This is a genomic window from Amycolatopsis oliviviridis (genome assembly GCF_014654365.1).
Lineage (GTDB): Bacteria > Actinomycetota > Actinomycetes > Mycobacteriales > Pseudonocardiaceae > Amycolatopsis > Amycolatopsis oliviviridis.
This window is the reverse complement of sequence record NZ_BNAY01000006.1, coordinates 120,384-146,014: the sequence shown is the minus strand read 5'-3', so window position 1 is coordinate 146,014 and position 25,631 is coordinate 120,384. Positions and strand designations below refer to the sequence as shown.

At 69.1% G+C, this 25,631-nt stretch carries 29 protein-coding genes; 14 read left to right on the top strand and 15 right to left on the bottom strand.

The window, feature by feature from the left end:
* Nucleotides 1–23 precede the first annotated feature (23 nt).
* From IE302_RS25885 to IE302_RS25865, 5 genes are all read left to right on the top strand, one after another.
* On the top strand, nucleotides 24–1,034 hold the full coding sequence (locus tag IE302_RS25885; protein ID WP_191257387.1) for a GlxA family transcriptional regulator: 1,011 nt from the start codon (nucleotides 24–26) through the stop codon (nucleotides 1,032–1,034).
* Nucleotides 1,035–1,095: 61 nt separating this feature from the next.
* Nucleotides 1,096–1,794: a lysoplasmalogenase family protein gene (locus tag IE302_RS25880; RefSeq protein WP_191257076.1), complete on the top strand. Its 699-nt coding sequence runs from the start codon at nucleotides 1,096–1,098 to the stop codon at nucleotides 1,792–1,794.
* A 67-nt stretch (nucleotides 1,795–1,861) separates the two neighbouring features.
* Nucleotides 1,862–2,179: an ArsR/SmtB family transcription factor gene (locus IE302_RS25875; protein WP_191257386.1), complete on the top strand. Its 318-nt coding sequence runs from the start codon at nucleotides 1,862–1,864 to the stop codon at nucleotides 2,177–2,179.
* Nucleotides 2,176–2,616, top strand: a complete 441-nt coding sequence (locus IE302_RS25870) for an SRPBCC family protein (RefSeq protein ID WP_191257075.1) — start codon at nucleotides 2,176–2,178, stop codon at nucleotides 2,614–2,616. Before IE302_RS25875 ends, IE302_RS25870 begins: the two co-directional genes overlap by 4 nt.
* 4 nt (nucleotides 2,617–2,620) lie before the next feature.
* Nucleotides 2,621–4,375, top strand: coding sequence for an alpha/beta hydrolase family protein (locus IE302_RS25865; RefSeq protein WP_191257074.1), 1,755 nt, complete (start codon nucleotides 2,621–2,623; stop codon nucleotides 4,373–4,375).
* Here IE302_RS25865 and IE302_RS25860 read toward each other — a convergent pair.
* The 5 genes from IE302_RS25860 to IE302_RS25840 form a co-directional block, all read right to left on the bottom strand.
* Nucleotides 4,372–4,806, bottom strand: a complete 435-nt coding sequence (locus IE302_RS25860) for a VOC family protein (RefSeq protein ID WP_191257073.1) — start codon at nucleotides 4,804–4,806, stop codon at nucleotides 4,372–4,374. The two genes, IE302_RS25865 and IE302_RS25860, sit on opposite strands and share 4 nt — an antisense overlap.
* 55 nt (nucleotides 4,807–4,861) lie before the next feature.
* Nucleotides 4,862–5,485, bottom strand: coding sequence for a LysE/ArgO family amino acid transporter (locus tag IE302_RS25855; protein ID WP_191257072.1), 624 nt, complete (start codon nucleotides 5,483–5,485; stop codon nucleotides 4,862–4,864).
* Nucleotides 5,486–6,197: 712 nt separating this feature from the next.
* Complete coding sequence (trxA, locus tag IE302_RS25850) at nucleotides 6,198–6,533, bottom strand: thioredoxin (protein ID WP_191257071.1); 336 nt, start codon at nucleotides 6,531–6,533, stop codon at nucleotides 6,198–6,200.
* Complete coding sequence (locus IE302_RS25845; RefSeq protein ID WP_191257070.1) at nucleotides 6,534–6,929, bottom strand: MerR family transcriptional regulator; 396 nt, start codon at nucleotides 6,927–6,929, stop codon at nucleotides 6,534–6,536. It abuts the gene before it with no gap.
* 40 nt (nucleotides 6,930–6,969) lie between these two features.
* Nucleotides 6,970–7,365 (bottom strand): nitroreductase family deazaflavin-dependent oxidoreductase, encoded by a 396-nt coding sequence (locus tag IE302_RS25840; protein ID WP_191257069.1) that lies wholly within the window; start codon nucleotides 7,363–7,365, stop codon nucleotides 6,970–6,972.
* 58 nt (nucleotides 7,366–7,423) lie between these two features.
* Between IE302_RS25840 and IE302_RS25835 the strand changes: the two genes are divergently transcribed.
* Nucleotides 7,424–8,254 carry an alpha/beta fold hydrolase gene (locus IE302_RS25835; RefSeq protein ID WP_191257068.1) on the top strand — a complete coding sequence of 277 codons (831 nt, stop codon included), beginning with the start codon at nucleotides 7,424–7,426 and terminating at the stop codon, nucleotides 8,252–8,254.
* A 67-nt stretch (nucleotides 8,255–8,321) separates the two neighbouring features.
* Here IE302_RS25835 and IE302_RS25830 read toward each other — a convergent pair whose 3' ends face one another.
* Nucleotides 8,322–9,440: a C40 family peptidase gene (locus tag IE302_RS25830; RefSeq protein WP_191257067.1), complete on the bottom strand. Its 1,119-nt coding sequence runs from the start codon at nucleotides 9,438–9,440 to the stop codon at nucleotides 8,322–8,324.
* 80 nt (nucleotides 9,441–9,520) lie between these two features.
* Between IE302_RS25830 and IE302_RS25825 the strand changes: the two genes are divergently transcribed.
* From IE302_RS25825 to IE302_RS25805, 5 genes are all read left to right on the top strand, one after another.
* Nucleotides 9,521–10,345 carry a biotin--[acetyl-CoA-carboxylase] ligase gene (locus IE302_RS25825; RefSeq protein WP_191257066.1) on the top strand — a complete coding sequence of 275 codons (825 nt, stop codon included), beginning with the start codon at nucleotides 9,521–9,523 and terminating at the stop codon, nucleotides 10,343–10,345.
* A 97-nt stretch (nucleotides 10,346–10,442) separates the two neighbouring features.
* Nucleotides 10,443–11,024: a PH domain-containing protein gene (locus tag IE302_RS25820; RefSeq protein ID WP_191257065.1), complete on the top strand. Its 582-nt coding sequence runs from the start codon at nucleotides 10,443–10,445 to the stop codon at nucleotides 11,022–11,024.
* Nucleotides 11,024–11,956: a hydroxymethylglutaryl-CoA lyase gene (locus IE302_RS25815; protein ID WP_191257064.1), complete on the top strand. Its 933-nt coding sequence runs from the start codon at nucleotides 11,024–11,026 to the stop codon at nucleotides 11,954–11,956. The genes IE302_RS25820 and IE302_RS25815 overlap by 1 nt, the downstream gene beginning before the upstream one ends.
* A gap of 547 nt (nucleotides 11,957–12,503) precedes the next feature.
* Nucleotides 12,504–13,343, top strand: coding sequence for a TNT domain-containing protein (locus IE302_RS25810; RefSeq protein ID WP_191257063.1), 840 nt, complete (start codon nucleotides 12,504–12,506; stop codon nucleotides 13,341–13,343).
* Complete coding sequence (locus tag IE302_RS25805; RefSeq protein WP_191257062.1) at nucleotides 13,340–13,615, top strand: hypothetical protein; 276 nt, start codon at nucleotides 13,340–13,342, stop codon at nucleotides 13,613–13,615. Before IE302_RS25810 ends, IE302_RS25805 begins: the two co-directional genes overlap by 4 nt.
* A gap of 63 nt (nucleotides 13,616–13,678) precedes the next feature.
* Here the strand turns inward: IE302_RS25805 and hisN are convergent, their stop codons facing one another.
* Entirely contained in the window at nucleotides 13,679–14,464 is a 786-nt protein-coding gene (hisN, locus tag IE302_RS25800; protein ID WP_191257061.1) for a histidinol-phosphatase, read from the bottom strand.
* Nucleotides 14,465–14,506: 42 nt separating this feature from the next.
* On the opposite strand from hisN, the gene IE302_RS25795 reads away from it, so the two are divergent.
* The 3 genes from IE302_RS25795 to IE302_RS25785 all read left to right on the top strand — a co-directional run bounded on the left by IE302_RS25795 (nucleotide 14,507) and on the right by IE302_RS25785 (nucleotide 17,073).
* The gene (locus tag IE302_RS25795) at nucleotides 14,507–15,211 is read left to right on the top strand and encodes a response regulator transcription factor (protein WP_191257385.1); all 705 of its coding nucleotides are present in this window, start codon (nucleotides 14,507–14,509) and stop codon (nucleotides 15,209–15,211) included.
* 1 nt (nucleotide 15,212) lies between these two features.
* On the top strand, nucleotides 15,213–16,496 hold the full coding sequence (locus IE302_RS25790; protein ID WP_191257060.1) for a sensor histidine kinase: 1,284 nt from the start codon (nucleotides 15,213–15,215) through the stop codon (nucleotides 16,494–16,496).
* 64 nt (nucleotides 16,497–16,560) lie between these two features.
* Nucleotides 16,561–17,073 carry a hypothetical protein gene (locus IE302_RS25785; RefSeq protein WP_229907939.1) on the top strand — a complete coding sequence of 171 codons (513 nt, stop codon included), beginning with the start codon at nucleotides 16,561–16,563 and terminating at the stop codon, nucleotides 17,071–17,073.
* On the opposite strand, the gene IE302_RS25780 is transcribed toward IE302_RS25785, so the two are convergent.
* The 8 genes from IE302_RS25780 to IE302_RS25745 all read right to left on the bottom strand — a co-directional run bounded on the left by IE302_RS25780 (nucleotide 17,051) and on the right by IE302_RS25745 (nucleotide 25,406).
* Complete coding sequence (locus tag IE302_RS25780) at nucleotides 17,051–17,464, bottom strand: Pvc16 family protein (protein WP_191257059.1); 414 nt, start codon at nucleotides 17,462–17,464, stop codon at nucleotides 17,051–17,053. The genes IE302_RS25785 and IE302_RS25780 overlap by 23 nt on opposite strands.
* 4 nt (nucleotides 17,465–17,468) lie before the next feature.
* Nucleotides 17,469–18,101 carry a helix-turn-helix transcriptional regulator gene (locus IE302_RS25775; RefSeq protein WP_191257058.1) on the bottom strand — a complete coding sequence of 211 codons (633 nt, stop codon included), beginning with the start codon at nucleotides 18,099–18,101 and terminating at the stop codon, nucleotides 17,469–17,471.
* 162 nt (nucleotides 18,102–18,263) lie between these two features.
* Nucleotides 18,264–18,911 (bottom strand): response regulator, encoded by a 648-nt coding sequence (locus IE302_RS25770; RefSeq protein WP_191257057.1) that lies wholly within the window; start codon nucleotides 18,909–18,911, stop codon nucleotides 18,264–18,266.
* Between the two features lie 620 nt (nucleotides 18,912–19,531).
* Entirely contained in the window at nucleotides 19,532–20,368 is an 837-nt protein-coding gene (locus tag IE302_RS25765) for an NAD(P)H-binding protein (RefSeq protein ID WP_191257056.1), read from the bottom strand.
* A 10-nt stretch (nucleotides 20,369–20,378) separates the two neighbouring features.
* Nucleotides 20,379–21,737, bottom strand: coding sequence for an MDR family MFS transporter (locus IE302_RS25760; RefSeq protein WP_191257055.1), 1,359 nt, complete (start codon nucleotides 21,735–21,737; stop codon nucleotides 20,379–20,381).
* Nucleotides 21,738–21,987: 250 nt separating this feature from the next.
* The gene (locus tag IE302_RS25755; protein WP_191257054.1) at nucleotides 21,988–22,527 is read right to left on the bottom strand and encodes a GtrA family protein; all 540 of its coding nucleotides are present in this window, start codon (nucleotides 22,525–22,527) and stop codon (nucleotides 21,988–21,990) included.
* 94 nt (nucleotides 22,528–22,621) lie between these two features.
* Nucleotides 22,622–23,122, bottom strand: a complete 501-nt coding sequence (locus IE302_RS25750) for a GtrA family protein (RefSeq protein ID WP_191257053.1) — start codon at nucleotides 23,120–23,122, stop codon at nucleotides 22,622–22,624.
* A 10-nt stretch (nucleotides 23,123–23,132) separates the two neighbouring features.
* Nucleotides 23,133–25,406: a sigma-70 family RNA polymerase sigma factor gene (locus IE302_RS25745; protein WP_191257052.1), complete on the bottom strand. Its 2,274-nt coding sequence runs from the start codon at nucleotides 25,404–25,406 to the stop codon at nucleotides 23,133–23,135.
* Nucleotides 25,407–25,631 lie beyond the last annotated feature (225 nt).

The window sequence follows — 25,631 nt, the reverse complement described above, 5'->3', positions numbered from 1 at the left end:
GGTCGTTCGCCGCGAGTGGCCCGATGGCCAACATGTGCAAGAATCAGGCCATGGCCTTTTTCACGCGTCCTGGCCGTCATCGGATCGCCGTGCTGGTCCGGCACGGGATGCTGGTGATGGAGCTGGGCATCGTCACCAGGCTGTTCGGTACGGCCAAATCGGCCGACGGCGAGCCGCTTTACGAGGTCGTCACCTGCACGCCGGAGCCCGGGCAGATCCGGACCGACGCCGACGTCACCGTCGCGGTCTCGCACGGCCCGGAGGTGCTGGCCGAGGCCGACACCGTCGTCATCCCGGCGTCGTCCATCGAGTACGAACCCTCGGGGCAGGACCTGACCGAACCGCTCGCGCGGGCGCTGGAGCTGATCCGGCCGGACGCCCGGATCGCGTCGATCTGCTCCGGCGCCTTCGTGCTCGCCGCCGCGGGCCTGCTCGACGGCCGGAAGGCGACCACGCACTGGCGCTCGGCACTGGACTTCCAGGCGAAGTTCCCGAAGGTCGCCCTCGATCCCAACGTGCTCTACACCGACGACGGGAACGTGCTGACCTCGGCGGGCGTCGCGTCCGGGATCGATCTCTGCCTGCACATGATCCGCTGCGATCACGGCGCCGCGGTCGCGAACGAGGTCGCGCGCGGAACGGTCGTCTCGCCGCATCGCGAGGGCGGGCAGGCGCAGTTCATCCGGCGGCCGGTGCCGGAACCGCAGTCCTCGTCGACGGCGGCGGCACGGGCCTGGGCGCTGGAGAACCTCGACCGGCCGCTGACCCTGCGCGAACTCGCGGCGAAAGAAGCGATGAGCACGAGGACGTTCACCCGGCGATTCCGCGACGAGGTCGGGATCTCGGCGCTGCAGTGGCTGACCCAGCAGCGGATCGAACGGGCCCGTCAGCTGCTCGAAGAGACGGATCTGCCAGTGGACAAGGTCGCCGCCGAGGCGGGCTTCGGTACCGCCGCGTCGCTGCGCCAGCACCTGCAGGCGGCGCTGGGAGTCTCGCCGAGCGCGTACCGGAACACCTTCCGCGAAGCCGTCTAGAAGACGTCCAGCGAGCTGACCTCCTGGTAACTTACCCAGAAATAAGTTCCGGAGGTGGTTGGTGAAGGCCCTCAAGTTCGCCGAACGGGTGCTGTTCGGCGCCGCCGCGATCGGCACGGTGTATTCGGCCAGGACGGGCAATCGGAAGCTGCAGCTGGCGGCCAAACCCGCCGCCGTCCCGGTGCTCGCCGCCCGGGTCGCGCGGGCGCGGAAGCTCGCGCCGGGCGAGAAGGGCCTGCTCGTCGCGGCGCTGGTCGCGGCCGGGGCGGGCGACCACTTCATGGGCAGGTCCGACGAGGATCGCGAGCTGATCAAGGGCGCGACGTCGTTCGGCGTGATGCAGGTGCTGTATTCCGTGCTGCTGTGGCGTCGCGGTGCTCGTCCGCGCGCCGCGACCGCGCCGCCCCGGCTCGGGGCCTGGGCGGCGGCCGCCGTCGCGATGACACTGCCGAAGCCGTCTCCGGTGTCTTCGGTGCTTTCGGCCTACGGAGGTCTGCTGAGCACGACGTCGACTCTCGCGGCCGACCCGGTGCTGGCGCCGAAGGCCAAGGTCTCGGGCGGGATGGTGGTCCCGTCGGGTGATCGCCGGACCTGGATCGCCGCCGGTGCGCTGCTGTTCTCCGCGTCGGACCTGGCGATCCTCATTCGCCGCAACTTCGTCACCAGCGAGCGGGTGCGAGCGAATCTGGAGACCTTCGTGCTGACTTCCTACCTCGCCTCGCAGTGGCTGCTCGTCGAAGGCATGATCGCGGAGGGCTAGAAAGTTAAGCATCTACTTGACTATCGCTCGGCGTGGGCGGATAGTTAAGCATGTGCCTAACCAACGGATGGACCAGGTGTTCAAGGCGCTTTCCGATGGGACGCGCCGCGAGATGATCGAGCGCCTCACCCGGGGCCCCGCCTCGGTGAAGGATCTCGCTCAGCCGTTGTCGATGTCGCTACCCGCCGTGATGCAGCACCTCCAGGTGCTGGAGGCCTGCGGGCTCGTCCGGTCGGAAAAGGCGGGCCGCGTGCGGACCTGTCACCTCGAACCGGACGGCCTGCGGATGGCCGAGGACTGGCTCGGCGGGCAGCGCACCGGCTGGGAACACCGGCTCGACCGCCTTGGTGGCTTCCTGGACACCGACGAAGGGACAAGGTCATGACCGTCAAACACGCCACTTTCACCCTTGAGCGCGTCTACCCCGTTTCGCCGGAACGCGTCTTCGCGGCTTGGTCCGACCCCGCCGCGAAAGCCGGCTGGTTCACCGTTCCCGGTGGCCGGCACTCCCTGGACTTCCGCGTCGGCGGCCGCGAGATCACCACCGGTCCTCCCGATGACGGGAAGAACATGGTCTTCGACGCGCGCTACGAGGACATCGCCGAGAACGAGCGGATCATCTACTCGGGGACGCTCTCCGCGAAAGACGTCCTCGCGACCGTGTCGGTCACGACGGTGCTGCTCGAAGCCGAAGGTGACGGCACCCGGCTGACGCTGATCGAACAGGGCACTTTCCTCGACGGGCAAGAAGAACCGAGCTGGCGGGAGCAGGGCACCGGAACCTGGCTCGACAACCTGGGGAAGGCTTTGTCGGCAGTATGAAGGCATGCTGACTGCTGAGCTGATCGTCGATCATCATGTCCCGTCGGAACCCGCGCTGTCCCCGGATGGACTCCGGATCGCGTACCAGGTCGAGACCGTCGCCAAAGGCGCCCCCGAGATCTGGCTCGCGGACGGCGGCGGGAAGCCCCGGAAGGTGGCCGCGGGCTCCTCGCCGAAATGGTCGTCGGATTCCCTCTACTTCCTGCGGGACGGCCGGATCCACACGGTGGACGGACAGCTGTTCGCTTGGGGGAGCGAGATCACCGGGTTCGTCCCGATGCGCGACCGGATCGTGTTCCTCGCCGAGGACGAGACGCCGGCCGCGGACATCTGGGTCTGGAGCGAAGGCCTCCGTCCGGCGCGGCTGCGGAGCTTCGACCCGAAGACCGGCGAGATCACCACACTGATCGAAGACCACGTGGTCGACGTCGCCGGTCGTCAGGACGAAAAGGCGCTCGCCGTCCTCACCTGGCTGACGCCCGAACTCGATCCCGGCGGGCTCGAACCCCGGCTTTCCGTGCTGGATCTGGAAACCGGGGAACGGCGAGAGCTCGGGAAGACCTCGTTCGAGGCCGAGAGCCCGGTCTGGTGGCGGGATGGCGACAGCTGGCACGTCGCGTATCTCGCGACCCTGGAGAGGGTGGGTGGCCGGGCGGTCTTCGACGTTCCCGTGGAAACGGGGGAGCACCGGAACCTGGCGCCGGAATCGGCCTGCCCGATCAGGCTCGCGCAGGTCGATTCCGGCGCTCCGCTGATGCTCGTCGCCGACGGGCTCGACACCGCCCTTCATCGGCTCGGGTCCGGCGAAGTGGCGTTCTGGCGCGGGCAAGCGGACGCGATCGCTTCGAACGGCGAAATCGTGGCCATCGTGCTGAGCACCGCTTCTCATCCGAAAAATATCCACAGCGGACCTGTGGGTGGAGCTTTGACGCGCGTCAGTGACCTGGTGCCGGAGTTCGCCGGGATCACCTGGGGATCGCAGGAACGCTTGTCCTACCAGGCTTTCGATGGCCTCACTCTGGACGGCTTGCTCGTCCTTCCGCCGGGCAAGACGCGGGAGGACGGACCTTTCTCCCTGATCACGATCCCGCACGGCGGACCGTACGACCGGCACGCGGACGGGTTCCGGCTCGCCTGGTTCCCGTCCGCGCAATGGCCGGCGTCGGCGGGACACGCCGTCTTCCTGCCGAATCCCCGTGGGGGACAAGGCCATGGCCATGAGTTCGCCGCTTCGGTCGCCGGACGTGTCGGCCTCGAAGAATGGAGGGACATCGAGACCGGGATCGACCTGCTCGTCGCCGAAGGGGTCGCCGATCCGGACCGGCTGGGGATCATGGGAGGGAGTCACGGAGGTTTCATGACAGCCTGGGCGGTCGGGCAGACCAGCCGGTTCAAGGCGGCTCTGATGGTGGCCGGGATCTGCGACTGGGGCATGCTCGCCGGGACCGGCGAATTCGGTCCCTACGATGCCGTGCTCGGCGGAAGTACCGGCTGGGAAGGGGAAGGCCCGCACCGGCACGACCGGCTGAGCCCGATCTCCTACGCGTCGAAGATCGAGACCCCGGTGCTGATCGCGCACGGCGCGGACGACACGAACGTCCCGTTGTCCCAGGCGGAATACTTCCACCGTGCGCTAAGGCACTTCGGCGTCGAACACGACCTCGTCGTCTATCCCGGCGAAGGGCATTCGTTCCGCAAGCGGGAAAACCAGCTGGATCTGCTTCGCCGCATGAACGAGTGGTTCGCGCGCTTGCTTTAGCTCCAGTCGGTTTGCGGTTCTCCTGGGATGTGCGTGCCGAACGTCCATTCGTAGCCTTCGAGATCGTCGACGCGGAAGCGGTAGTTGCCCCATTCGGTGTTCTCGGGCTTCCAGACCGTCGTCGCGCCGGCTTCGATGGCGGAGGCGAAAACGGCGTCCACGGCCTCTTGTGTCGGAAGACTGACGTAGAGGCCGTGGCCGACCGTTTCCCCCTTGCGGGTCGCGCGGTCGTAGTCCTCCTCCGCGCTGAACACGATGATGGAGGCTCCGCCGAGCCGCAGTTCCGAATGCAGGATCCGGCCCTTGTCGTCAGGGAATTCCATGACGGTTTCGAAGCCGAAGGCGCTTTCGAGCCAGCGGAGCGCCTTCGCAGCGTCACGGTAGGCGAGGTAGGAGTGGAGGGAAGCGAGGCGTTCCTGGGTTTCGGTCATGGGCACAGCCTGGCAACCGATGCGGACAGCCACGGTCCTCGATTCATTTCCGGTGTCACCAGATCAGGCGGATGCCGAGCCCGGCGATGAGCGCGCTGGACACGAGCGCGGTCGCCAGCCGGCCACGACGTCCGGTCAGCGCCTTGCCCAGCACCGCGCCGCCGCCCGCGAGGAGCAGCTGCCAGCTCGCCGACGCCGCGAACGCCGCGAGCACGAAGACCACGTGCTCCGGTGTGGTCGCGGTGGCCATGTCCTCGCTGCCGAGTACGAGCGCGGCGAAGTAGATCACCGTCGTCGGGTTCAGCAGCGTGATCCCGAGCAGGCTCACGTAGGCCTTCAGCGGTCCGATCGCGGCCGGTCCGGTCAGCTCGGCTTTCGCGGAGTCGCGGAAATTCCGGATCCCGGTGATTCCGATGTGGACGGACAAGGCGAGCAGTACCGCCACCGAAACCCAGCGCAGCGGCTCGGCGATCGGCTGGATGATCCGGACGAGGCCGCTGCCGCCGAGGACCGCGATCAGGGCGTAGAGGCCGTCGGCCGTGGCGACGCCCAATGCGGCGTACGCGCCGATCCTGAGTCCCGCGCGAGCCGTCAGGACCACGAGATAGGTCCCGACCGCGCCCACCGGTATGGCGATGCCATACCCGGCGAGCAGGCCCGCGACGAGCGCGGCGCTCACGGCCGGACCGGTGCCGGCCTCCGCCAGGACGTCTTCCGCTGCTGCACCCGCACCCGTCGGACGACGGTGGGCGACGGCAGGAAGGCGAGGGTCGAGGTCATGGGGTGAAGGATGCGAACGGACGGCCGCGGGCGCAACACAATTACCGGGCCGGGGCCGGCTCCGGGATGTCATGAAAGGGCCGTTCCTGACGAAATTCGTCAGGAACGGCCCTTTCATGACATCCGGGAGGCGGTCAGACGGCGGCCGTCTCCAGGACGGCCAGCGGCCGCACCTCGTATGTCCATATTGGACACCAGGCGTCGATCTGATGCCCGTTTGATGCATTTATGTCCTATTTCGCGTGAGGTCGCGAGTGGCGAAGAGGGTTATTGAGAAGTAGGGCAAAGGTGTCGTGTTCGTGGTCAGGTCAGTGGCTCTGCGCGATGTAGGGCTCAGGGCACTGGCTGTGTGGATTTTGGTGCGTTGGATGCACCGAAATCCACACAGTCCCGCGTGACCGGTCCGGTCGTGTAGGGGTGTGTGGAAATAGGGACGTTGAACGTCCCTATTTCCACACACCCCTCACCCTCAGTGACACCTCGCGCTCGTCTTCGCAAAGTCGGGCAAAGCGCTCAAAACGGGCGTCCTGATCGAAAGTTCTGTCCCTTGTGGACGGAGGATGTTGCGGCCTGCCCCCGTGGTGGTGGGCCTCATGACATCCGGGAGGCGGTCAGGCGGCGGCCGTCTCCAGGACGGCGTCCAGGTCGGCCAACAGCCGCGCCTTAGGACGCGCCCCGACGGTCGTCCAAACAGGACGGCCGTTCCGGAAGAGGATCAGCGTCGGCAGGGACATGACCTGGTAATCCCGTGCCGTGAGCGGGTTCTCGTCGGAGTTGAGCTTGCGGATGATCAGCACGTCGGCGCGTTCTTCGGCGATCTCGGCGAGCACCGGGACGATCATGTGGCAGGGCGGGCACCACTGCGCCCAGAAGTCCACCAGGACTGGCTTGTCCTGTTCCAGGACCAGTTCTCGGAAGGTTTCGTCGGTGACGACGGAAAGGGACATTCAGGTCTCCTCGGTTAGCGGCACGACGACACACGGTCCCGGCGGCGTCTTCAGCGCGCCCGCCAGCTTGGTCAGCAGGCTGTCCCGTACGTCGTTGAGCCTGGCAAGACAGGCGTCCACCTCGGCGAGTTTGCGTTGGTAGACCTCGATCGAATCGGCGCACGAGTCACCGGTCTCGTGACCGGCGCGCAGGCAGTCGACGAACGGCCTGGTGTCCTCCAAGCTGAGCCCGACCGCTTGCAGGGTCAGGATCTCGTTCACCAGGCGGTAGTCGTCCTCGTCGTACTCCCGGTACCCGTTCGACGCGCGCCGTGCGTCGAGAAGCCCTTGTGACTCATAGAAACGCAGCGCGCGCGTGGTGGTCCCGGTCCGCGCGGCGAGTTCGCCGATCCGCATGTCCCGAGCGTAAACCTTGCCCTTGGCGTCAAGGCAAAACTCAGTCGTCGAGATCGACCCGGATGCTGAGCAGATCCGTGCCGATCGCCTGGACGGCGGCGCTGTTGAACCGGGGCAGGGCCTTCAGCCGGGCGCGGGGGTCGTCGTCCGGGAGCAGGTGCGCCGTGCCGCTGTGCCACCGGCCCTTGAGCCGGACCCGGACGCGCGGATCGGCCTGGATGTTGCGGACGTACTGCGACTTCTCGCCGAACTCCGAGACGATCCAGAACTCGCGGCCCACCTTGCGGCCGCCGACCGGGGTCCGCCGGGGTTCCCCGGACTTGCGGCCGGTGGTCTCCAGGAGCGGCTGGTTCGGCAACCGGCCGAGGATCGGGTTGCCGACGTGCCGCTGGAAGGTCGTGGCCACCCGGTGCTTGATCTCGTGATAGCGCGACATGGGTCCAGGGTGCCCGACGCGGCGGGTTTCTGTCGGTCGTCTCACCTACGCTCGGCCCATGGTGAACGAGTCCGACGTGGACCTGGGGGACGGGGCCACACTGCACGTCTACGACACCGGCGGCCCCGGTCCGGTGGTCGTCTGGCACCACGGGACCCCGAACATCGGCGCGCCGCCGTCACCGCTGTTCCCGGCCGCCGAACGGCTCGGGCTGAGGTGGGTCTCCTACGACCGGCCCGGCTACGGCGGTTCGTCGCCGCGTCCGGGCCGGGATGTCGCGTCGGCGGCGTCGGACGTCGAGAAGGTCGCCGACGCTCTGGGGATCGAGCGGTTCGCGGTCTTCGGGCATTCCGGTGGCGGACCGCACGCGTTCGCCTGCGCGGCGCTGCTGCCGGAGCGGGTCTCGGCGATGGTCGGCGTCGCGGGCATGGCCCCGTACGGCGCCGACGGCCTGGACTGGTTCGCGGGAATGGGCGCGGCGGGCGTCGGCTCGCTGACGGCCGCGCTGGCGGGACGGGACGAAAAGGAACGCTACGAGGCGGCCGCCCAGTACGACGCCGAGATGTTCACCGCGGCGGATCACGCGGCCTTGTCGGGTGACTGGAAGTGGTTCCTCGACGTCGTCGGTCCCGCTCTCGAAGGTGGCCTCGGCGCGCCGATCGACGACGATCTCGCGTATGTCGCGCCTTGGGGTTTCCAGCCGTCCGAGGTCAAGGCGCCGGTGCTGCTGCTGCACGGCGGCGCGGACCGGATCGCGCCCGTCGGGCACGCCGAGTGGCTCGCCCGGCAGTGCGCCACGGCCGAGGCACGGCTGTTTCCGGAGGACGGTCACATCTCGGTGCTCCGCCACTCCGCGGCCGCCCTCGACTGGCTCGCCACTCACTTCTGACCCGCGCCGCCGGTGCCCCGAGCGCCACGCACGGGACGCTCACCGTCTCGAGCGTGGCGCTCGCGACTCAGCTGGGGCGGCCCGCGCCGGTGTAGTCGTCGCCCTTCGAGTGGTAAGTGTGGATCTGGATCGCCTGGCCCTGCGTGGGCGCGTTGATCATCAAGCCGTTCCCGAGGTACAGCCCGACGTGATGGATCCGCGTCGCCGGGTTCCCGTAGAACACGAGGTCGCCGAGCTTCGGCTCCTGGCCGCCGGGCACCTGCGGCAGCGCCCGGAACTGGCTGTCCGCGGTCCGCGGGAGAGCGACCCCGGCCTCGTCGTAGGACGCCTTCGTGAGCCCGGAGCAGTCGAAGCCCGCCGCGCCCGCTTCGGGCCCGTTGCCGCCCCACACGTACGGGAGTCCCAGCTGACCGAGGGCGAACCGGGTCGCCTTCACCGCGGGGGTCGAGCCTCGCGCGGGATCGAGGGACAGGGTCGCGTACAGCTGGGCGTTGCCCAGGACGCGTTGGCGGAACAGTTCGGCCTCGTTGCCCTTGCCGCCCTGGTAGCCGGCGATCGCCTTCCACCAGCCGTTGCCGCCACCGAGGTCGGCCCCGGAAGCGCACAGCGCGCGTCCGGCGGCGACCGAGGCGGAGTCGGGGTCGGCCAGCGCGGGCTTCGCGATCCCGGGGATCGACGCACCGTGCTTCTTCCACTGCGGTGCCGAAAGGCCGAGCGGGTTGTCGCCGCCGCGTCCGTGGTTCGAGCTCGCCGCGCCGATCCCGGCCAGCGTGACCCAGGAAAGGTGGCAGTTCGGCTGTTCGCCGCGCAGCGCCAGCTCGCCGTTCGCGTAGCCGATGAGCGACTTCGCCGGGATGTCGAGCGGCCCGGCGAGTTTCGTGGCCCACTCTTCGAGCGGCCGGACGCCCTTCGGGGTCTCCTGCGCTTTGACCGGCGCGCTGACTTCGAGGACCGACGGACCCGCGCCGCCGCCGACGGTGGCCGGATCCTGCTTGGCGGCGGGGACCGGCACCGGCTGGTTCCCGTCGGCGGGCGCCGGATCGTTGCCGCCCGCGAGCAGCCAGCCCGCCGTCGCGAGCCCGGCGACCAGCGGGAGCGCGACCAGGCCACGCATCGCCACGCCATGCGCCCACGACTTCTTCGGGCTGGTTTCGGGCGCGCTCGGGGCCGACTCGGGCTCAGTCACGCCGTCCAGGTTATTGGAGACCACCTCTGCGTAACGAGCGAACGCCTTGCACGTTAGGGGGACTCTCATATTCTGGGCAGATGAGTGAGACGGGAGCGCTCGACGCCGAGCGTCTGAGTGCCGCGCTGTCCGGCCGGTACGCCGCGATCCAGGTCGTGGCGAGCACCGGGTCCACCAACGCCGACCTGCGGGAAGCCGCCGCGAAGGGGGCCGAAGACCGCACCGTGCTGATCGCCGAAGAGCAGACGGCCGGGGTCGGCCGCCGCGCGCGGCAGTGGTCTTCGCCGAAGGGAACGGGCCTCTACGTCAGTGTCCTGCTGCGTCCGGGCGGGGTCCCGTTCGCCAATTTGGGTTCACTTTCCGTGGTCGCGGGACTCGCGGTCCGGGAGGTCGCCGCGGGCCTGGGCGTCGACGCCGTCCTCAAATGGCCGAACGACGTCCTGGCCGGGCCGGACCGCGCCAAATGCGCGGGCATCCTGGCGGAGGCCGTCGCCGGTGACGAGACCACCGTGATCCTCGGCATCGGCCTGAACGTGCTGCCGCTCGGCGAGAACGTCCCGGCCGGGCCCGGTGGCCTGCCCGCGACTTCGCTGGCCGAACAGGGGGCGACGGAGACCGACCGCGCCGAGATCGCCACCCGGCTGCTCACCGGTTTCGGCGAACTCGAACACCGCTGGCGGCTCGCCGGCGGCTCGCTGGCCGAGGCGGGCCTGCTCGGCGACTACCGGCGGCACTGCGCCACGCTGGGCCAGGACGTCGAGGTCCAGCTGCCCGACGGTTCGGCGCTGACCGGCCGCGCCGCCGACATCGATCCCGCCGGCCAGCTCCAGGTCGACGTTCCCGGTGGTGAGCGGTACACGGTGTTCGCCGGGGACGTCGTCCACGTGCGGCCCGCCGGGTCCTGATCCGTGCGGTGTGTTTTGCGGCGTCCGGTCTTCCACCGGGACCGTTCGCCGGTACGGTGAGCTCACCAGCGCCGAACACACTTTGGGAGCGTCCGTCGTGGCCTATCCGGACGATTTGCTCAGCGAAAACGAGCACGTCGTGGTGCACAGTCACCCGCATTTCAAGATGCTGATCTTCCCCTTCCTCGCGCTGATCGTCACGCTCGGTCTGGGGATCTGGCTGGCCGTCATCGCGAAGGACGCGACGGCCCCGTGGGACCTCATCTCCGAGATCGCGATCGCCGCCGTCGGGCTCGGCCTCGTCGTGTGGCTCTTCCTGGCCCCGTTCGTCCGCTGGCGCACGACGCATTTCATCGTGACCACGGACAGGCTGATCGCCCGCGAGGGCGTGCTGAAGCGGACCGGGATCGACATCCCGATGTCGCGGATCAACAGCGTCCAGTTCGAGCACGGGCTGCTGGACCGCGTGTTCGGCTGCGGCACGCTGGTGATCGAGTCCGCTTCGGACGAACCGCTGAAGTTCGACGACATCCCCAAGGTCGAGCGCGTGCACACGGTCATCTACCGCGAAGTCAACGACAACCCGTACGACGACTACGCGCCGCCCGCGGGGGCACCGCAGCAGACCGAACCGCTTCCTCCGCAGGGCCACCCGCCGCGCGGAAACCGGCGTCGTTGATGGGCACGCGAGAACTCGGGCTGCCCGACCGCGTCCCGTCCGTCTACTCCCTGCCGGAGCGGGTGACGATCTGGGAGGTCGGCCCGCGCGACGGCCTCCAGAACGAGAAGGCGATCGTTCCGGTCGAGGTCAAACTCGAATTCCTGGACAGGCTCGCCGATGCCGGGCTGACCACGCTCGAAGCGACCAGTTTCGTGAGCCCGAAATGGGTGCCGCAGCTGGCCGACGCCGAGCAGCTCCTGGCCGGGCTCGACCGCCGCGAAGGCATCCGGTACCCGGTGCTCGTCCCGAACGAGCGCGGGCTGGACAGGGCGCTGGAGGCCGGGGTTTCGCATATCGCGATCTTCGCCAGCGCCACCGAGACCTTCGCCGAGAAGAACCTCAACTCGACGGTCGACGACCAGTTCGCGATGTTCGAACCCGTCGTCACCCGGGCCCGGGCCGAAGGTCTCGACGTCCGCGGGTACGTGTCGATGTGCTTCGGCGACCCGTGGGAGGGCGCCGTCCCGGCCGAGCAGGTCGCCGGGGTGGGCAAACGGCTCCTGGATCTGGGCTGCTCGCAGCTCTCGCTCGGGGACACCATCGGCGTCGCCACCGCGGGTCAGGTCGAGACGCTGATCGGCCAGTTCCCCGACATCGGCGCCCTCGCCGTCCATTTCCACGACACCTACGGCCAGGCGCTCGCGAACACGCTGGCCGCCCTGCGCTGCGGCGTGTCCACTGTGGACTCTTCGGCCGGTGGCCTGGGTGGCTGCCCGTACGCCGAATCCGCGACCGGGAACCTCGCCACCGAAGATCTGGTGTGGATGCTCGACGGCCTCGGCGTCGAAACCGGTGTCGATCTCGACGCGCTGGTGGCGACGAGCAAGTGGATGGCCGGGAAGCTCGGCAGGCCCAGTCCCTCCCGGGTGGTCAACGCGCTCGCCGGATGACGCCAGGTGGTCGTGAGTGGCAAGTGTCGTTGGTGAGGGATTCGGGGGCATGAACGGGCCCAGATCCGTCATCGGCGGAGCTCTGCTTTGTCTCGGCGTCGGGTGGAGCTTGTGCCGGATGCCGGCTGGTCGACGGGGGAGGATTCCGGCCGTTGAACGTCCGGAATCCTCCCCCGTCACCTCGTCTGCCACCGGTCACGACCGGCACGACCTTGATCAACGGAGGATCGGGGACGTTGAGTGTCCCCGATCCTCCGTTGATCAAGATCCGAGACCGGGCGACCCACGCGACGATGAAGGAATCGGGACACTCAACGTCCCAATTCCTTCACCGTCGAACCCGGCGGCCGCTGAACCGCCACCTCGCGCAGGTCAGGCATAGGTCGGTAAATGCTGAGCCGTTCTAACCCCACTTACCACTCACGACCACTCGCGCGCGCTTCCGGATATCGGCCGACGAGAACGCCGGTCGGCGCTAAGGTCGTAGCGCGTCCTGTCCGCTGCCTCCCCTTTCCACCGTGGGGACCGATACCTTGGGGGAGGTGCGGTGACCGATCCGAGCGAGGCCGGAACGGGGCCGATCCGGCTGCCTGCCGACCACGACGCCCCGACACCACCTCACGGGGTGCGCGCCCCGTACGCGCCTTCACCGTGGCCTGCCGCGGTGGCACCGTTGCGGGTGCCTTTTCCACAGCCGCCCGCGGCTCCGCCGCCGCCCGTTCCCCAGCCCGCCGCCCTGCCGCCCATGGGGGCGCTGCGGACCGAGCGGGAGAGCGTGATCGCGCTGTTCCTCGTGCACATGTTCCCGATCGGGCATCTCCCGGTCGCGATGGGGAAACCCGCGCGCCAGTTGCCGCTCCCGGTCGGCGGTTCCGGCCCGCAGGATCACCCCGAGGCGGGCGTACTGGACGACCTGGATGCGTTGTCGCACGTCAGCAGTGGTTTCCGGCGATCGCCGACGACGCCTGCCGTCATCGCTCCGGCGGAACTGACCCGCGGACACGACCCCTGGGGCGGGGAGTCCCAAGAGGACTGGCGCGAGCGCTTTATAGGCGAGGCGGGCTATCTGTGGCCTCCCGGTGAGGGCGGTATCGACCCGGCGACGCCGGTGATGCTCGACGTCGGCACCCACCTCGACCGGTTCGGGGACCAGCACGGCCGGGTGTTCGCCGAAGACGCGACCCTGTTTTCGATGCGCTCGCTGCCACCGGACAAGATCGGCGCGTACCGGCGCTACCGCGTCGTCCGGCCGTTGCCGGTCTGGCGTTCGGTGACCGCCGAATGGTTCGGCCAGCCGGGCGGCGGGGTACGTTTCCGCGCGGTGCTGGGCGCCGATGAACTCGTCACGCTGGGCTTCCTGGCGGACGTCACGGGGGAGGTTCGGTGAACACGGGGACGATCCTGCGCTGGCTGGCGGCGCTGGGCGTGCCGGCCGAGGTGGTCTCGGTCGGCACGGAGACCGACAACGCCTGGTGCCTCATGCGCACTGAAGAAGAAGGCGCCGAGCCCGCCTGGGAGGTCTTCTGGCGTGAGCAGGGCAACCGGTACGACTGGGCACGGTTCACCAGCGAACAGGTCGCCTGCCACTACCTCTTCGGACGTCTCGCCTGGTCGCAGGTCGCGCGTGGCGCGGTCGGCCTGCTTCCCGGCGCGCAGTGACCCCGAGCGCGTGAAGGCCCCCTTCCCTCTGCTCAGCCGAGGGAAGGGGGCCTTCACGCGCGTTCAGCGCTTCAGGATCGCCAAGGCCTCGTCGTGCAGCAGGCCGTTCGTCGACAGGGCCGAGCCGTTGTCGTAGCGCGCTTCGCCGTCGAGGTCGCTGAACCGGCCACCGGCCTCGGTGATCAGCACCTGCGCCGCGGCGACGTCCCACGGGTTCACGATGCATTCCGCGGTGACGTCCAGCGCGCCCTCGGCGACCAGGCAGTGATGCCAGAAGTCGCCGAAAGCGCGGCTTTCCCAGCACGCGTCGACGAGGTCGAGGTACTTCTCCCGCGAGTGGTACTCCACCCACGAGTTCAGGTCCGTTGTGGACAGATACGCGTCTTCGAGCGACGCGACCTTCGACACCGAGATGCGGCGCTCCCCGGCGGAGTCGCTCATCCAGGCGCCGTCCCCGGTGGCGGCCCACCAGCGACGGCCGAGCAGCGGCGCGCTGATCATGCCCACCACAGGCGTGCCGTCTTCGACCAAGGCGATCAGCGTCGCCCAGACCGGGACGCCGCGCAGGAAGTTCTTGGTCCCGTCGATCGGGTCGAGCACCCAGGCGCGGCCGGTCGCGGCCGAACCGCCGCGTTCCTCGCCGAGGACGGCGTCGTCCGGCCGGTCTGTGGCGAGGATCGCACGGATGGCGTCTTCGACCGCGGTGTCCGCGTCGGTGACCGGGGTCCGGTCGGGTTTGCGTTCCACGGCGAGGTCCAGCGCGCGGAAACGGGCGGTGGTGATGGCGTCGGCGGCGTCGGCCAGCCGGGTGGCGAGTTCCAGATCATTCTCGTAGCCAGGCACGGTCACGATGCTTTCACGCCCGGCAGTCGTAGAGTTGGCCAGGTGAGCATGGTGCTACTCGCCGAGGACGACCCGGCCATCGCCGATCCGCTTTCCCGAGCGCTCCAGCGGGAGGGGTACGAGGTGCGTGTCGTCGGCGACGGGCCCGCCGCTCTCGACGCGACCGAGAGCGACCGCGTGGACCTGCTGGTCCTCGACCTCGGGCTGCCCGGGATGGACGGCCTCGAGGTCTGCCGCCGCCTGCGCGCCAGCGGCACCGAGGTCCCGGTGCTGATGCTGACCGCGCGCACGGACGAGGTCGACTTCGTGGTCGGGCTCGACGCCGGCGCCGACGACTACGTCGCGAAACCGTTCCGGCTCGCCGAACTGCTGGCCCGCATCCGGGCGCTGCTCCGCCGCCGGGCGCCCGAAGTGCTCGAAGCCGGGGGAGTGCGGATGGACCTCGGTGCCCGGATGGTCACCGTGGACCTGCACGAGGTCCAGCTGGCGAACAAGGAATTCGAGCTGCTGCGGGTGCTGATGAGCCGCGCGGGCCAGGTGGTCAGCCGCGACGAGATCCTCGCCGAGGTGTGGAACGACCTCGAATCGAAGACCTCGAAGACGCTCGACATGCACATGTCGTGGCTGCGGCGGAAGCTCGCCATCGCGGCCGACGAGGCGGCGGGCCGGACAGGCAAACCTGGCGGGAACGGCGACGGCGAGCGGCGGATCGCGACCGTCCGCGGCGTCGGTTTCCGCTTCAACGCGGAATAGCATGCGCCGTCGTATCCTCCTGGCGATCCTGCTCGCCGTCGCGGTGACCGCGGCGGTGCTGGGCATCCCGCTGGGGATCACCGCCTGGCAGCTGGTCGAGAACCTCAACCGGGAGAACCTGGCGTCCTCGGCCCGCGGGATCGCGGCGACACTGGACAGCGAGATCGCCGTCGGTCAGCCGATCAACCTCGACCTGGTCCGGGTGGCCGTCCCGCAGGGCGGGTTGCTGACCGTCCGCGCGCAGGGGCAGATGGAGAAGCGGTACGGCTCCGACCCGGGCTCCGACGTGGTGTCCGAGAAGGCGCCGATCGCGTTGCACGGCGAGGTCGAGCTGGCCATGCCCGCCGGTCCGATGCGCACCCGCCAGACCCAGGTGACCCTGCTCGTGGTGCTGCTGGTCGTGTTGTCCGTGGGCACCGGGACGGTGGTCGCGACCGTGACCGCGCGGCGGCTCGCGAAACCGCTGAGACACGTCGCCGATCGCGCGGTCAAACTCGGCGGCGGCGATTTCCGGCCGGATCCGAAGCGCTACGGAGTCGGCGAACTCGACATGGTCGCCGAAGCGCTCGACGCGTCCGGGACGGCGCTCGCGCAGCTCGTCCAGCGCGAACGTCAGCTCGTCGGCGACGTCTCGCATCAGCTGCGGAGCCGGTTGACCGCGTTGCAACTGCGGCTCGAACCACTGACCGTCCATCCTGAGCAGGACGTCGTCGACGAGGCGAAGGCCGCGCAGGAACAGGCGGACCGGCTGGCCGAGGCACTCGACGAACTGCTCGCCGCCGCGCGGGCGGCCCGCGAGGTCGGCGCGGAACCGGTGAATCTGCCGGAAATGCTTCCGGAGATTTCCGAGGAATGGCGACAGCTGCTTCGCGCCGAAGGCAGGCATCTGCGGCTTCGCGTCACCGACGGGCTCAGGGTGAGGGCGACGCCGGGCCGGTTGCGCGAGGTCGTCGGGGTCCTGCTCGACAACGCGCTGCGCCACGGCGCGGGAACGGTCACGCTCGCTGCCCGGCGCGGCGACACGGACGGCACCGTCGTCATCGAGGTCGCCGACACCGGATCGGGGGTGCCCGACGAACTCGCGCCGCATATCTTCGAACGCGGTTTCTCCGGCGGCGGGTCGACCGGCGTCGGGCTCGCCCTGGCTCGCGCGCTCATCGAGGCCGACGGTGGACGGCTGGAGCTGTCGAGCAAGCAGCCCGCGGTGTTCAGCCTGTTCCTGAAGGTCCCGCGGCCGGGCGATGTGGCCGAGGTGCGCTGGCCCGCCGAGCGGGTCCCCCGGTAAGACCTCCCGAAGGACGTCCCGATCGGGCAGGGCCAGGGAAAGCGCGCCGACCTAACGTCGGGGAGTGCGAGCGACGGCGTTCCGGTACCGCCCACCGGTGGATCCGGTGGCCGCGGCGACCGTGGAGATCGGCAAGGTGGCGATTTCCGTGCGGTTGTCCTTCGACGGGGACCTGTACGGCTGCCGTCGTCCGCCCGGGGTGGTGGAGCGGATGGAGGCCGAAGCCCTGGACCTGCTTTCGAAAGGCCTGTTCGTCAGCGGGATCGACACCCCGGTCGCGACCGTCACCGGAGCGGCGGGACATCGGTTCGTCCAGGAGAGCGCCGTGTTCCAGCCCCCGGGCGGCTGGGTCTACCGGGGCACGTGCGGCGTCGGCGCCAGCCGTAACGGGCTGACCTTGACCGGCCTGCTCGGCTACCGCCTCGAAGTCCGCGCGGCATGGTCCCGGCGGGCCGGTGAATGCGGCCCGCCCGCGACCGAGGCCGAATGGTGCGAGCTGTTCGGCGCGCAGCTGGCGTCCATCGGCGGGGTGGTCCTGCGGCGGGCCTCGATGCTCAGTCCCGGTACTCCGCCGTGACCGTGACGACGAACGCCGCCCTGGCGGGCAGGCCGAGGCCGACCCACAGCCTGGTCGGATCGGCCTTCCCGATGGCCAGCCGGAGCGGCTGGTCGCCGACCATCAGGAACTCGGTCCAGAGCAAGGCGCGCAGCGATCGGTCGAGCAGGGTGTGCTCGTCCCGGACCTTGTCCGCCCGCGCGGTGATCAAATAGGACAGTTCGCACCGCTTCGCCCGCACGACGCCGGTTCCCGGACCGGCGTCGTGCAGGGCGAAGAGGAACAGATCGACGGTCGACACCGGTGTTTCGGTCTGCCAGGTGGGTTTCGGCGGATCGAGCCGGACCACCGTCCCCTCCGGCAGATGAGGCGCGATGAGCCGGCACAACGCCTCGTCGACCTGGGTGATCACGGCGTCAGATCAATCCCTCACGCAGTGCGTAAGCCACCGCGTGCGACCGGTTCCGGAGCTGGAACCGGTTGGTCACGTCGTGCAGGATGCTCTTCACCGTGCGCTGCGAGTAGCAGAGCTGGTCGGCGATCTCCTGCGTCGAGAACCCCGACGCGACCAGCTTGAGCACCTCGGTCTCCCGGTTGCTCATGCCACCCATGTGCAGGCCGCGCGGCTGCAAAACCTGACGTTGCAGCCGCGAGACCCGGTGCAGGAGCCTGCCGAGCAGGTCGGGCGGGAGCGCGCCCTCCCCGGCGGCGGCCGCCTTGATCAGCCGGACCAGGACGTCGGCGCCCGCCTCCGAGCGGCGGGCCACCGCGCAGACGCCGTGCTCGATGGCGCTGAGGATCTCGTTGTCGTCGACTTCGCCCGCGATGAGCACGATGCGGGTGAACCCCTGATGGTGCAGCGCGGACAGCAGCTGCGTCATGGCCTCGTCGAGGCGGTCGGTGACCAGGAGGGCCACCATGCTCGGGTCGGCGGTCTCCCCGTCCACCAGCCAGACGTCGTCTCGGGAGCGGAGCGTCATGCAGACGCCGTTGTGCAGGATCGGATCGGTGGCGCGGACGACCACCGGTGTCCTGTTCGGTTCGAACATGTGATTCCCATTTCCCCTCGAACGGTGCGAGGGCCCCACCCCCCGCACTACTCACCCTGCCGGGTGAGGTGTCCCGGGCGCATGGGACTCCGGTCCCGGAATTGCCCGAAAAGCCGCCCTTATCGGGGTCGCTTTTTCAACGGCGGCCTTCAACGGCCGGTTTCACCGGCCCAGCCCTGCTTCGCGGGCACGCACGATCGCCTCGGCGCGGTCGGCGACGTGGAGTTTGCTGAACACGTTGGAAATGTGGTTCCGCACGGTCTTCGGGCTGAGGCAGAGCGTGCTCGCGATGACGGTGTTGCTGTGCCCGCCGGCGATGAGCGAGAGGACCTCTCGTTCGCGGACGGTCAGTTCCGGGAACACTGTGTCCGTATTCGGCTGTGAGTGGTTGAAGAAGCCGAGGACTCGCGTCGCGATATCGGGCCCGAAGATCGCTTCGCGCCTCGCGACGGCGTGAACCGCACGGATGATTTCGTCGGGTTCGGCGTCTTTCAGCAGATATCCGCGGGCTCCGGCACGCATCGCGGAGAAAACCGACTCGCTCTCGTCCGCCATCGTCAGCATGAGCACTCCGACACCGGGCTGTTCGGCGACGATGTGCCGGGTCGCCTCGGCGCCGCTGATGTCGGGCAGATGCAGGTCCATGACCACGACGTCGGGTCCGAGGGCGCTCGCCGCGCTGATCGCGTGCGCCCCGCTCGCGGCCTCGCCGACGACGTCGATCTGGGGTTCGTTGGCCAGCAGCGTGCAGACCCCGAACCGGAACAGCGGATGGTCATCGACCACGAGCACGCGCAGGCGTTCGGTCATTCGGTCTCCCCCTGTACTCCCCGACGCGGCACGTTAGCGAGAGGGCCGGTCGCGGACAACGCGTGGTCCGGACAGCGGACCGGCGGAATTAAACGCGTGATGAGTATCGCGTATCGCGGGGACCTGCCCCAAGTGATTAACCCTTTCGGCCCAGGCGGGGGAGCAAGGGACCTTTGCTCACGTTGCTTAGCACGCTAACTAAGGTGAGCAAAGGTCCCCTGCTCCTCTCCTCGCCCGTAACCCTCGCTGCTGACGCTATGAACGGTCCTTTCCTTGCAAATTTTGCAAGGAAAGGACCGTTCATTGCGCGGGCTGTCCGTGAAGGCCTCCTTGCCTACCCTGAAGGTAGTGAAGGAGGCCTTCACGGACCCTGGGTCCCTCAAGGAGTCCTTCACGGACCACCGGACCGCCTCAGGAACCTCAAAACCCCCAGCAACCTCACACGTCACAGCAGGTGCGCGTGAAGGCCCCCTTCACGCGGCTCAGCCGAGGAAACTCGCCCTTCACGCCAGGCCCAAGTACATGAAGGGGTCCTTCACGGAGCCAGGCGCAAGCAAGGGGGCCTTCATGTACCCCCAAGCCCAGGCGACAGCAAAGGTCCCTTGCTCTCTTTCCACAGGTCAGGCGAAGGCGGCGGCGTGCTCCCGGGCCCAGTCACCGAACGTCAGCGGCGCCCGCCCGAGAAGCTCGCGAACGGTGTCGAACACGATCTCCTCGTTCCCGGCGGACTGCCGTTTGAGCTCGAAGATCCCGTCGACCGCCGAAGCGGGCCAGCCGAAGCCGAGCATCCGGGCGCGGGCGTCGGCCTCGGGCTCCTCGACGTAAGTCAGCTTCCGGCCGAGGGTGTCGCCGAGGATCTCGACCTGTCGCCGCGTCGTCAGCGCTTCGCCGCCGGTGATCGGGTACGTCTTGCCCGCGTGCCCGTCGGTGGCCAGCACGGTCGCGGCGACTTCGGCGATGTCGCGGACGTGCACCAGCGCGGACGCCGGATCGCCTTCGGGGACGCGGATGACGCCGTCGCCGCGCACGGCGTGCAGCCAGGCGAACCGGTTGTCCATGAACGTGCCGGGACGCAGGATCGTCCAGTCCGGCCCGGCCTCGCGCACGGCCTGCTCGGCCGCGGTGTGCACCAGGGAGATCGGATCGGTCTGTCCGAAGTGGACTCCGGTGGTCGACAGCTTGACGACGTGCGCGACACCGGCCGCGGCCTTGAGTACGGCTCGTTCCTGGGCGAGCGGGTCGGCACCGTGCCCGGAGGTCAGGACGAAGACGCGCTCGACGCCGTCGAGCAGAGCCGGGTCGAAGGCGTCGAGATCGCCGGTGGCGACTTCGGCACGCGGATCGATCCGGGCGCGGGCGGGGTCGCGGGTCAGAGCGCGCACGCGGGCGCCCTTGTCCAGCAGGGCGGGGACGAGTTCGCGGCCGATCTTGCCGGTGGAACCGAGAACCAGAATCATCGAAAACTCCTTAGTGGTTGCGCCGCAGGGAAACGCGCGGCAGGAAGAGGGAAGCGGCGAGGCCGATCGCCAGGGCGGGGACCATCACCCAGAACACGCCGTTGAGCGCGGAGGCGTACCCGGCGGGACTGTCGGTGCCGAACGAACTGGTGAACACCGCGCCGAAAACGGTCAGCCCGGCGGTGGTGCCGAGGGACCGCAGGAAGCCGACGGTCGCCGAAACGGCGCCGAGATCGGTCCGGGCGACGGTCTGTTGCGCCGCCATGGAAAGCACCTGCATGTTGAGCCCGGCCGCGGCGCCGAACACGACGAGGTAGGCGACAACGAGCGGAAGTGGTGTCGCTTCGTCCATTGTGGACATGGCGAGCGCGGCGGCCAGGCCGAGGGTCATGCTGAGGATCGGTGCCCAGCGGTAGGCGCCGGTCTTGGCGATGATCCGGCCCGCGACCATCGACGACGCGGCGACAGCCAGCGTCATGGGCAGCAGGAGCAGTCCGGCTTCCGAAGGCCCGGCGCCACCCGCGGTCTGCAGGAAGAGCGCGAGATAGTTGACCGATCCCAGGAAGACGAACCCGGCCGCGGCACTGGCCAGCACACTCAGGCTGAACATCCTGGCGCGGAACAGCCGGAGCGGGACGACCGGTTCGGCCGCCCTGCGTTCGATGGCCAGGAAGGCGACGAGCAGCACCACGCCGATCGACGCGGACAAGGGCGTCGCCAGCGTCAAGCCGACGATCGCGCCGGACAGGACGACGATGCCCGCGAAATCGAACGGTGCGGTCGTCCGGCGTCGTTCGAGCCGCAGGAAGCGCGCGACGACGACGAACGCGGCCAGCCCGATCGGCACGTTGAGCCCGAAGATCGACCGCCAGCCCGCGAAGTCGGTCAGCACGCCGCCGACGACCGGGCCCGCGAGCGAGGACCCGGCGAAACAGATCGAGAACCAGGCGAAATAGCGGGCGCCTTCGCGGCCGGGGAACAGTTCGCCGATGATCGCGGCGACCGCGACGAACAGGCCGCCGGAGCCGATGCCCTGCAGGACGCGGGCGGCGATCAGCAGCGGCATCGTCGGCGCGAGCGCGCAGGCGAGGGAGCCGAGGACGAACAGCGTGATCGCGACGAGAACGACGCGTTTGCGGCCGAAGAGGTCGCCGAGTTTTCCGTAGACCGGCGCGCTGACGCTGCCCGAAAGTAGATAGGCGGTGGTGACCCAGGCGAACGACGTGGCGCCGCCGAGTTCGGCGACCATCCGCGGCAGGGCGGTCGCGACGACCTGGGCGTCGAGCATCGCCAGGAAGACGGCGGCGAAGAGCCCGACGAGGGCAAGGGTGTTTCGGGCGCGCGGAGGCGCGCCGAGAGCGGTGCTCAAGAAAGGAATCCGTTCACTGGAAGAAACGAGGGAACGCGAAGGACACAGAGCGGTGCTCTGTATCCCCGCCAAGACGGGAAAAGGCTCAACCGTCATCCGAACCGGATGCGGTCCTCTTCGCGCTTGGCGATCACCTCGAATTCGTCCCGCTCGACCGTACGAACCCGGCCGGCGTCATCAGTGAAGGAACGTTGACATGGATGACCTTAGGCAATCACATGTCTTTTGGCAAGTACTTTCCCGTGGGTGCTCAGCGGAGGGGAACGACGTCGTCGTCCGGCTCGTCGCTGTCCCGGCGGCGCTGGCCCAGCTCGTCGGGGAAGACCCACTTCTTGAATCCCCAGAACCGGAAGAACATCGCCAGGAACATGCCGATGATCGACCCGCTCGTGAAGTCCGCGAACTCCTGGACGAACCGCGTCACGTGCGGCACTTCGAGATCGAAGATGTACCGCGACGTGTAGAGCGGGATCAGGTTCACCACCACGGCGATACCGCTGATCACGAAGAAGAGCGCAGCCTCGTGATGCCGCTCGCGGCCGCCGCGGGTCCGGAACGACCATTCGCGGTTGAGGATGTAGGACACGATCGTCGCGACGATGATCGCGATCGCCTTCGCCGTGGTCGGCTTCGATTCCAGCACGCTGAGTTTCAGCAGGTACCAGACGCCGTTGTCGACGAGGAACGTGGTGCCGCCCACGATCGCGAACTTCAGCAGCTCACGGTGCTTGATCAGCACCGATCGGAGCGGCTCGGGCGTCCGGGAAAGGACGGTTTCGACCACGGTCACCCGACCAGTCTAATTCGCGCGGGCCGCGGAATGGGCTGGGAGGGGGATGGGCGGAGCGTTATAGGACGCTTTGGGCGTTTCCGGATTCCGCGGGTCAGGCGGCCGGGTCCTCGGGGATGTCGTCGGCGCGACGCCCCTCGCCCCGCACCAGCCGCGGCCGCGCGTCGGCCACCGGGAAGACCCATTTCTTGAACGACCACCAGCGGAACACCGTGCCGAGCAGGGTCCCGATGACGACGCCGCTGACGAAATCGGCGATCTCCTGCGTCAGCAGCCCGACGTGCGGCTGTTCCAGATCGAGCACGTGCCGCGAGATCAGCTGCGGAAGCGCGTTGAGGCCGAGCGCGATCGCGCTGAGCAGGAAGAAGAGCGCCGCCTCGTGGGTGCGCTCGCGACCGCCGCGGAAACGAAAGGACCATTCGCGGTTCGCGACGTACGAGAAAACGGTCGCGACCAGGACGCCGATCATCAGCGCGGTCACCGGTTTGTCGGTCAGCACGGTGAATTTGAGCCCGTAGTTGATCGTCATCGTGATGACGAAGCTCGCACCGCCGACCACGGCGAACCGCAGCAGTTCCCGATGCCTCCCCAGCATGCGGGGCACGCTACTCGAAGACGCGGTCCACCACTCCGTTGGGCTGAGTGGTCGGCTTCGACTTGCCCGGTCGCGGCGGCGCGCTCGTGGTCGCGGCAGGCGGGGCGGGCTCCTGCTTCGCCGGTTCCGAAGACGTCGCGGAAGGCGAAGGCTTCTTCGACGGCGAAGGCCACCCAGGCCGTCCCGGCTTCGGCATCTGCGAAGTGGACGGAGGCTTCGAAGTGACCGAAGGCAGTGAAGGCACAGTGGTCGGCGGAAGGAGCGCGTTGTCGTCGCACCAGTGACGCCAGCAATCGAAGTAGACCCGCTCAGGACCGGCTTTCGCGGTACCGAGAGTGGCGTTCACCGACACCGGGACGTTGTCCGCCGGGCGGCCCTTCAGCCGGACCCACAGAGTCGCCTGACGTCCCGGAGTCAGCGAGCCGCGCGAAGTGCACGAAGCGCCTTCGGCGGTCGGGGTGCATGGAATGCCGTACACGCTCCAGGAGCTGAGCACGCGGTGATCGAGGGTGATCGTCACCGGCTTAGTCGTCTCGCCGGTGTTCTTGACGCGGACCAGCACCAGCGGATTGCGGTTCCAAGGGAACGCCGACAGATCGTCACTCTTGGCCGACAGCGTGAGAGCGTCCTTCGGCGGCGGCTTCGGCGCCGGCACCGTGACCTTCACCTCGACCTTCACGCTGATCTGCGCGCCGGCCGTGATCGAGCCCCGCACCACGCCTTCCGTGGCCGTTTCGTCGGCGCTCAAGCGGAACAGCAGCACCGCGGACTGGCCTGGTTCGAGACCGGTACCGGTCTTGCAGGTCACGGTGCCGCTGCCACCGGGGCAGCGCACCGTGATCGGGGCCGGTCCCTGTTGCCGGAAACCGTTGGCACCCATCGCGCCGCCGCCACCGGCGGGAACGGCCGTCACACCTTTCGGCAGTTCCAGCGACACCGCGACAGGTTCGGACTTCGAGCCACCGTCGTTGCGGACGGTGATCGGCAGGTCGGCGTCCTTGCCCGGTTCGAGCCGGATGCCCCCCGCGGGGGTCGACGCCGTCATCACCGGTGGTGCCGGGATCGCCGGCGAAGATGCGGGCGGCGGCTGCTGAGGCGGAGGCTGTTGGGCCGGCGGTGGCTGCTCCGCGGGAGGGGCGGGTGGCGCGGGAGGCGCGGGCGGAGCAGGAGGCGCGGGTGGCACGGCCGGAGGAACGACCGGCGGCTTCGCCGGCGTGGGAGCCGGTGCCACGGCGGGCGGCGGGACGGCCGCGGCCGCCGGGATCTCCTGGGTGCCGCCACCGGCGGCGAGCGCCACCGCGACGGCGGCGACGATGGCCGCGCTCGATCCGGCCACCGTGGCGAACTGGCGCGGTCCGGCCGCGGCGGCACCGGCGGCACCGCTCGTGTTCGAACCCGCCGCACCGGCCACGGCGGCCGAAGTCGTGCCCGCGGTGAGGGCCGTCCCGGCCGCGGTGGCCGCGGCGGCTTTGCCCGCCCCGGTCGTCGCCAGGTAACCGAGAGCCGCGCCACCGAGCACGATCGGCGCGATGATCCCGCGCAGACCGGTGTTGACGTCGGCCAGTTCCGCGGCCAGCGCGCGGCACTTCTCGCATTCGTCCAGGTGGCTCTCCACCTGGGCGCGTTCGCGTTTGGACAGCCCGTCGCGCGTCCACGCGCCGAGCTTGTCCGCGCTCGCGCGGCAGCGTTCGGCGGAGTTCTCGGCCAGGTGGACCTGCAGATACGCCTGCCGCAGACCCTCACGGGCGCGGTAGGCGAGCGCGGAGACGCCGTTCGCGGTCAGCCCCAGCAGCGGCGCTACCTCGGCGGGGCTCTGTCCCTCGATCTCGGTGTGCCACAGCACCGCCTGCCACCGTTCGGGCAGCCGGGCGAACGCCTTCGCGGCGAGCGTGCGCTCAAGCCCGGCGACGGCGGTGTCGGAGAAAGGGACTGTCAGCGCTTCGCCGACGGCACCGCCGACGTCGGACATGTCCTCGTTCAGGTCGACGCGCTTGTCCTTGCGCGTCTTGTCGTACGCGGTGTGCCGGAGCGCCGTCAGCAGGTACGCGCGGAACGCGGCGTCGGGGCCCTTGCCACCACGCAGCGTGTCCAGCACCTTCGCGAAGGCTTCCGAAACCAGGTCGTCGGCTTCGGAACTCGAGCGGGCCAGCTGACGGGCGAGATTGTGCGCGGCGCCGGCGTGACGTTCGTAGAGCGTTCCGTAAGACGCGATCTTCCCGTCACGCACCTCGGCGATCAGCTCGGCGTCACTCTTACCGGAGAGATCGGCGGGAACGGTGGACACGGGACTCCTTCATCATGCGGGTTAGGCGGGTCTACTCTTCCTAACGCCCGAACACGCTCAGTGTGACGGACCGGGCGACGCACGTCACCTCGCGGCCCTGTCGATGACCCGGAGAGCGCAACGCCTTCACCCAGGACGGGTTACCGAAGAGTTCGGAAAGATCCTTGGAAAACGCCGTCACGCACGACGTGGACCGGCGTCCCCACCGTGAAGCGATCGCAAGAT

Coding starts and splice junctions, on each gene's coding strand:
- IE302_RS25870 (WP_191257075.1), top strand. CDS start 2,176: ATGACCGTCAAACACGCCACTTTCACCCTTGAGCGCGTCTACCCCGTT.
- IE302_RS25750 (WP_191257053.1), bottom strand. CDS start 23,122: ATGCTGGGGAGGCATCGGGAACTGCTGCGGTTCGCCGTGGTCGGCGGT.
- IE302_RS25765 (WP_191257056.1), bottom strand. CDS start 20,368: ATGATTCTGGTTCTCGGTTCCACCGGCAAGATCGGCCGCGAACTCGTC.
- IE302_RS25875 (WP_191257386.1), top strand. CDS start 1,862: ATGGACCAGGTGTTCAAGGCGCTTTCCGATGGGACGCGCCGCGAGATG.
- IE302_RS25865 (WP_191257074.1), top strand. CDS start 2,621: ATGCTGACTGCTGAGCTGATCGTCGATCATCATGTCCCGTCGGAACCC.
- trxA (WP_191257071.1), bottom strand. CDS start 6,533: ATGTCCCTTTCCGTCGTCACCGACGAAACCTTCCGAGAACTGGTCCTG.
- IE302_RS25825 (WP_191257066.1), top strand. CDS start 9,521: ATGAGTGAGACGGGAGCGCTCGACGCCGAGCGTCTGAGTGCCGCGCTG.
- IE302_RS25885 (WP_191257387.1), top strand. CDS start 24: ATGGCCAACATGTGCAAGAATCAGGCCATGGCCTTTTTCACGCGTCCT.
- IE302_RS25795 (WP_191257385.1), top strand. CDS start 14,507: ATGGTGCTACTCGCCGAGGACGACCCGGCCATCGCCGATCCGCTTTCC.
- IE302_RS25770 (WP_191257057.1), bottom strand. CDS start 18,911: ATGACCGAACGCCTGCGCGTGCTCGTGGTCGATGACCATCCGCTGTTC.
- IE302_RS25775 (WP_191257058.1), bottom strand. CDS start 18,101: ATGTTCGAACCGAACAGGACACCGGTGGTCGTCCGCGCCACCGATCCG.
- IE302_RS25835 (WP_191257068.1), top strand. CDS start 7,424: ATGGTGAACGAGTCCGACGTGGACCTGGGGGACGGGGCCACACTGCAC.
- IE302_RS25845 (WP_191257070.1), bottom strand. CDS start 6,929: ATGCGGATCGGCGAACTCGCCGCGCGGACCGGGACCACCACGCGCGCG.
- IE302_RS25860 (WP_191257073.1), bottom strand. CDS start 4,806: ATGACCGAAACCCAGGAACGCCTCGCTTCCCTCCACTCCTACCTCGCC.
- IE302_RS25815 (WP_191257064.1), top strand. CDS start 11,024: ATGGGCACGCGAGAACTCGGGCTGCCCGACCGCGTCCCGTCCGTCTAC.
- IE302_RS25840 (WP_191257069.1), bottom strand. CDS start 7,365: ATGTCGCGCTATCACGAGATCAAGCACCGGGTGGCCACGACCTTCCAG.
- IE302_RS25790 (WP_191257060.1), top strand. CDS start 15,213: ATGCGCCGTCGTATCCTCCTGGCGATCCTGCTCGCCGTCGCGGTGACC.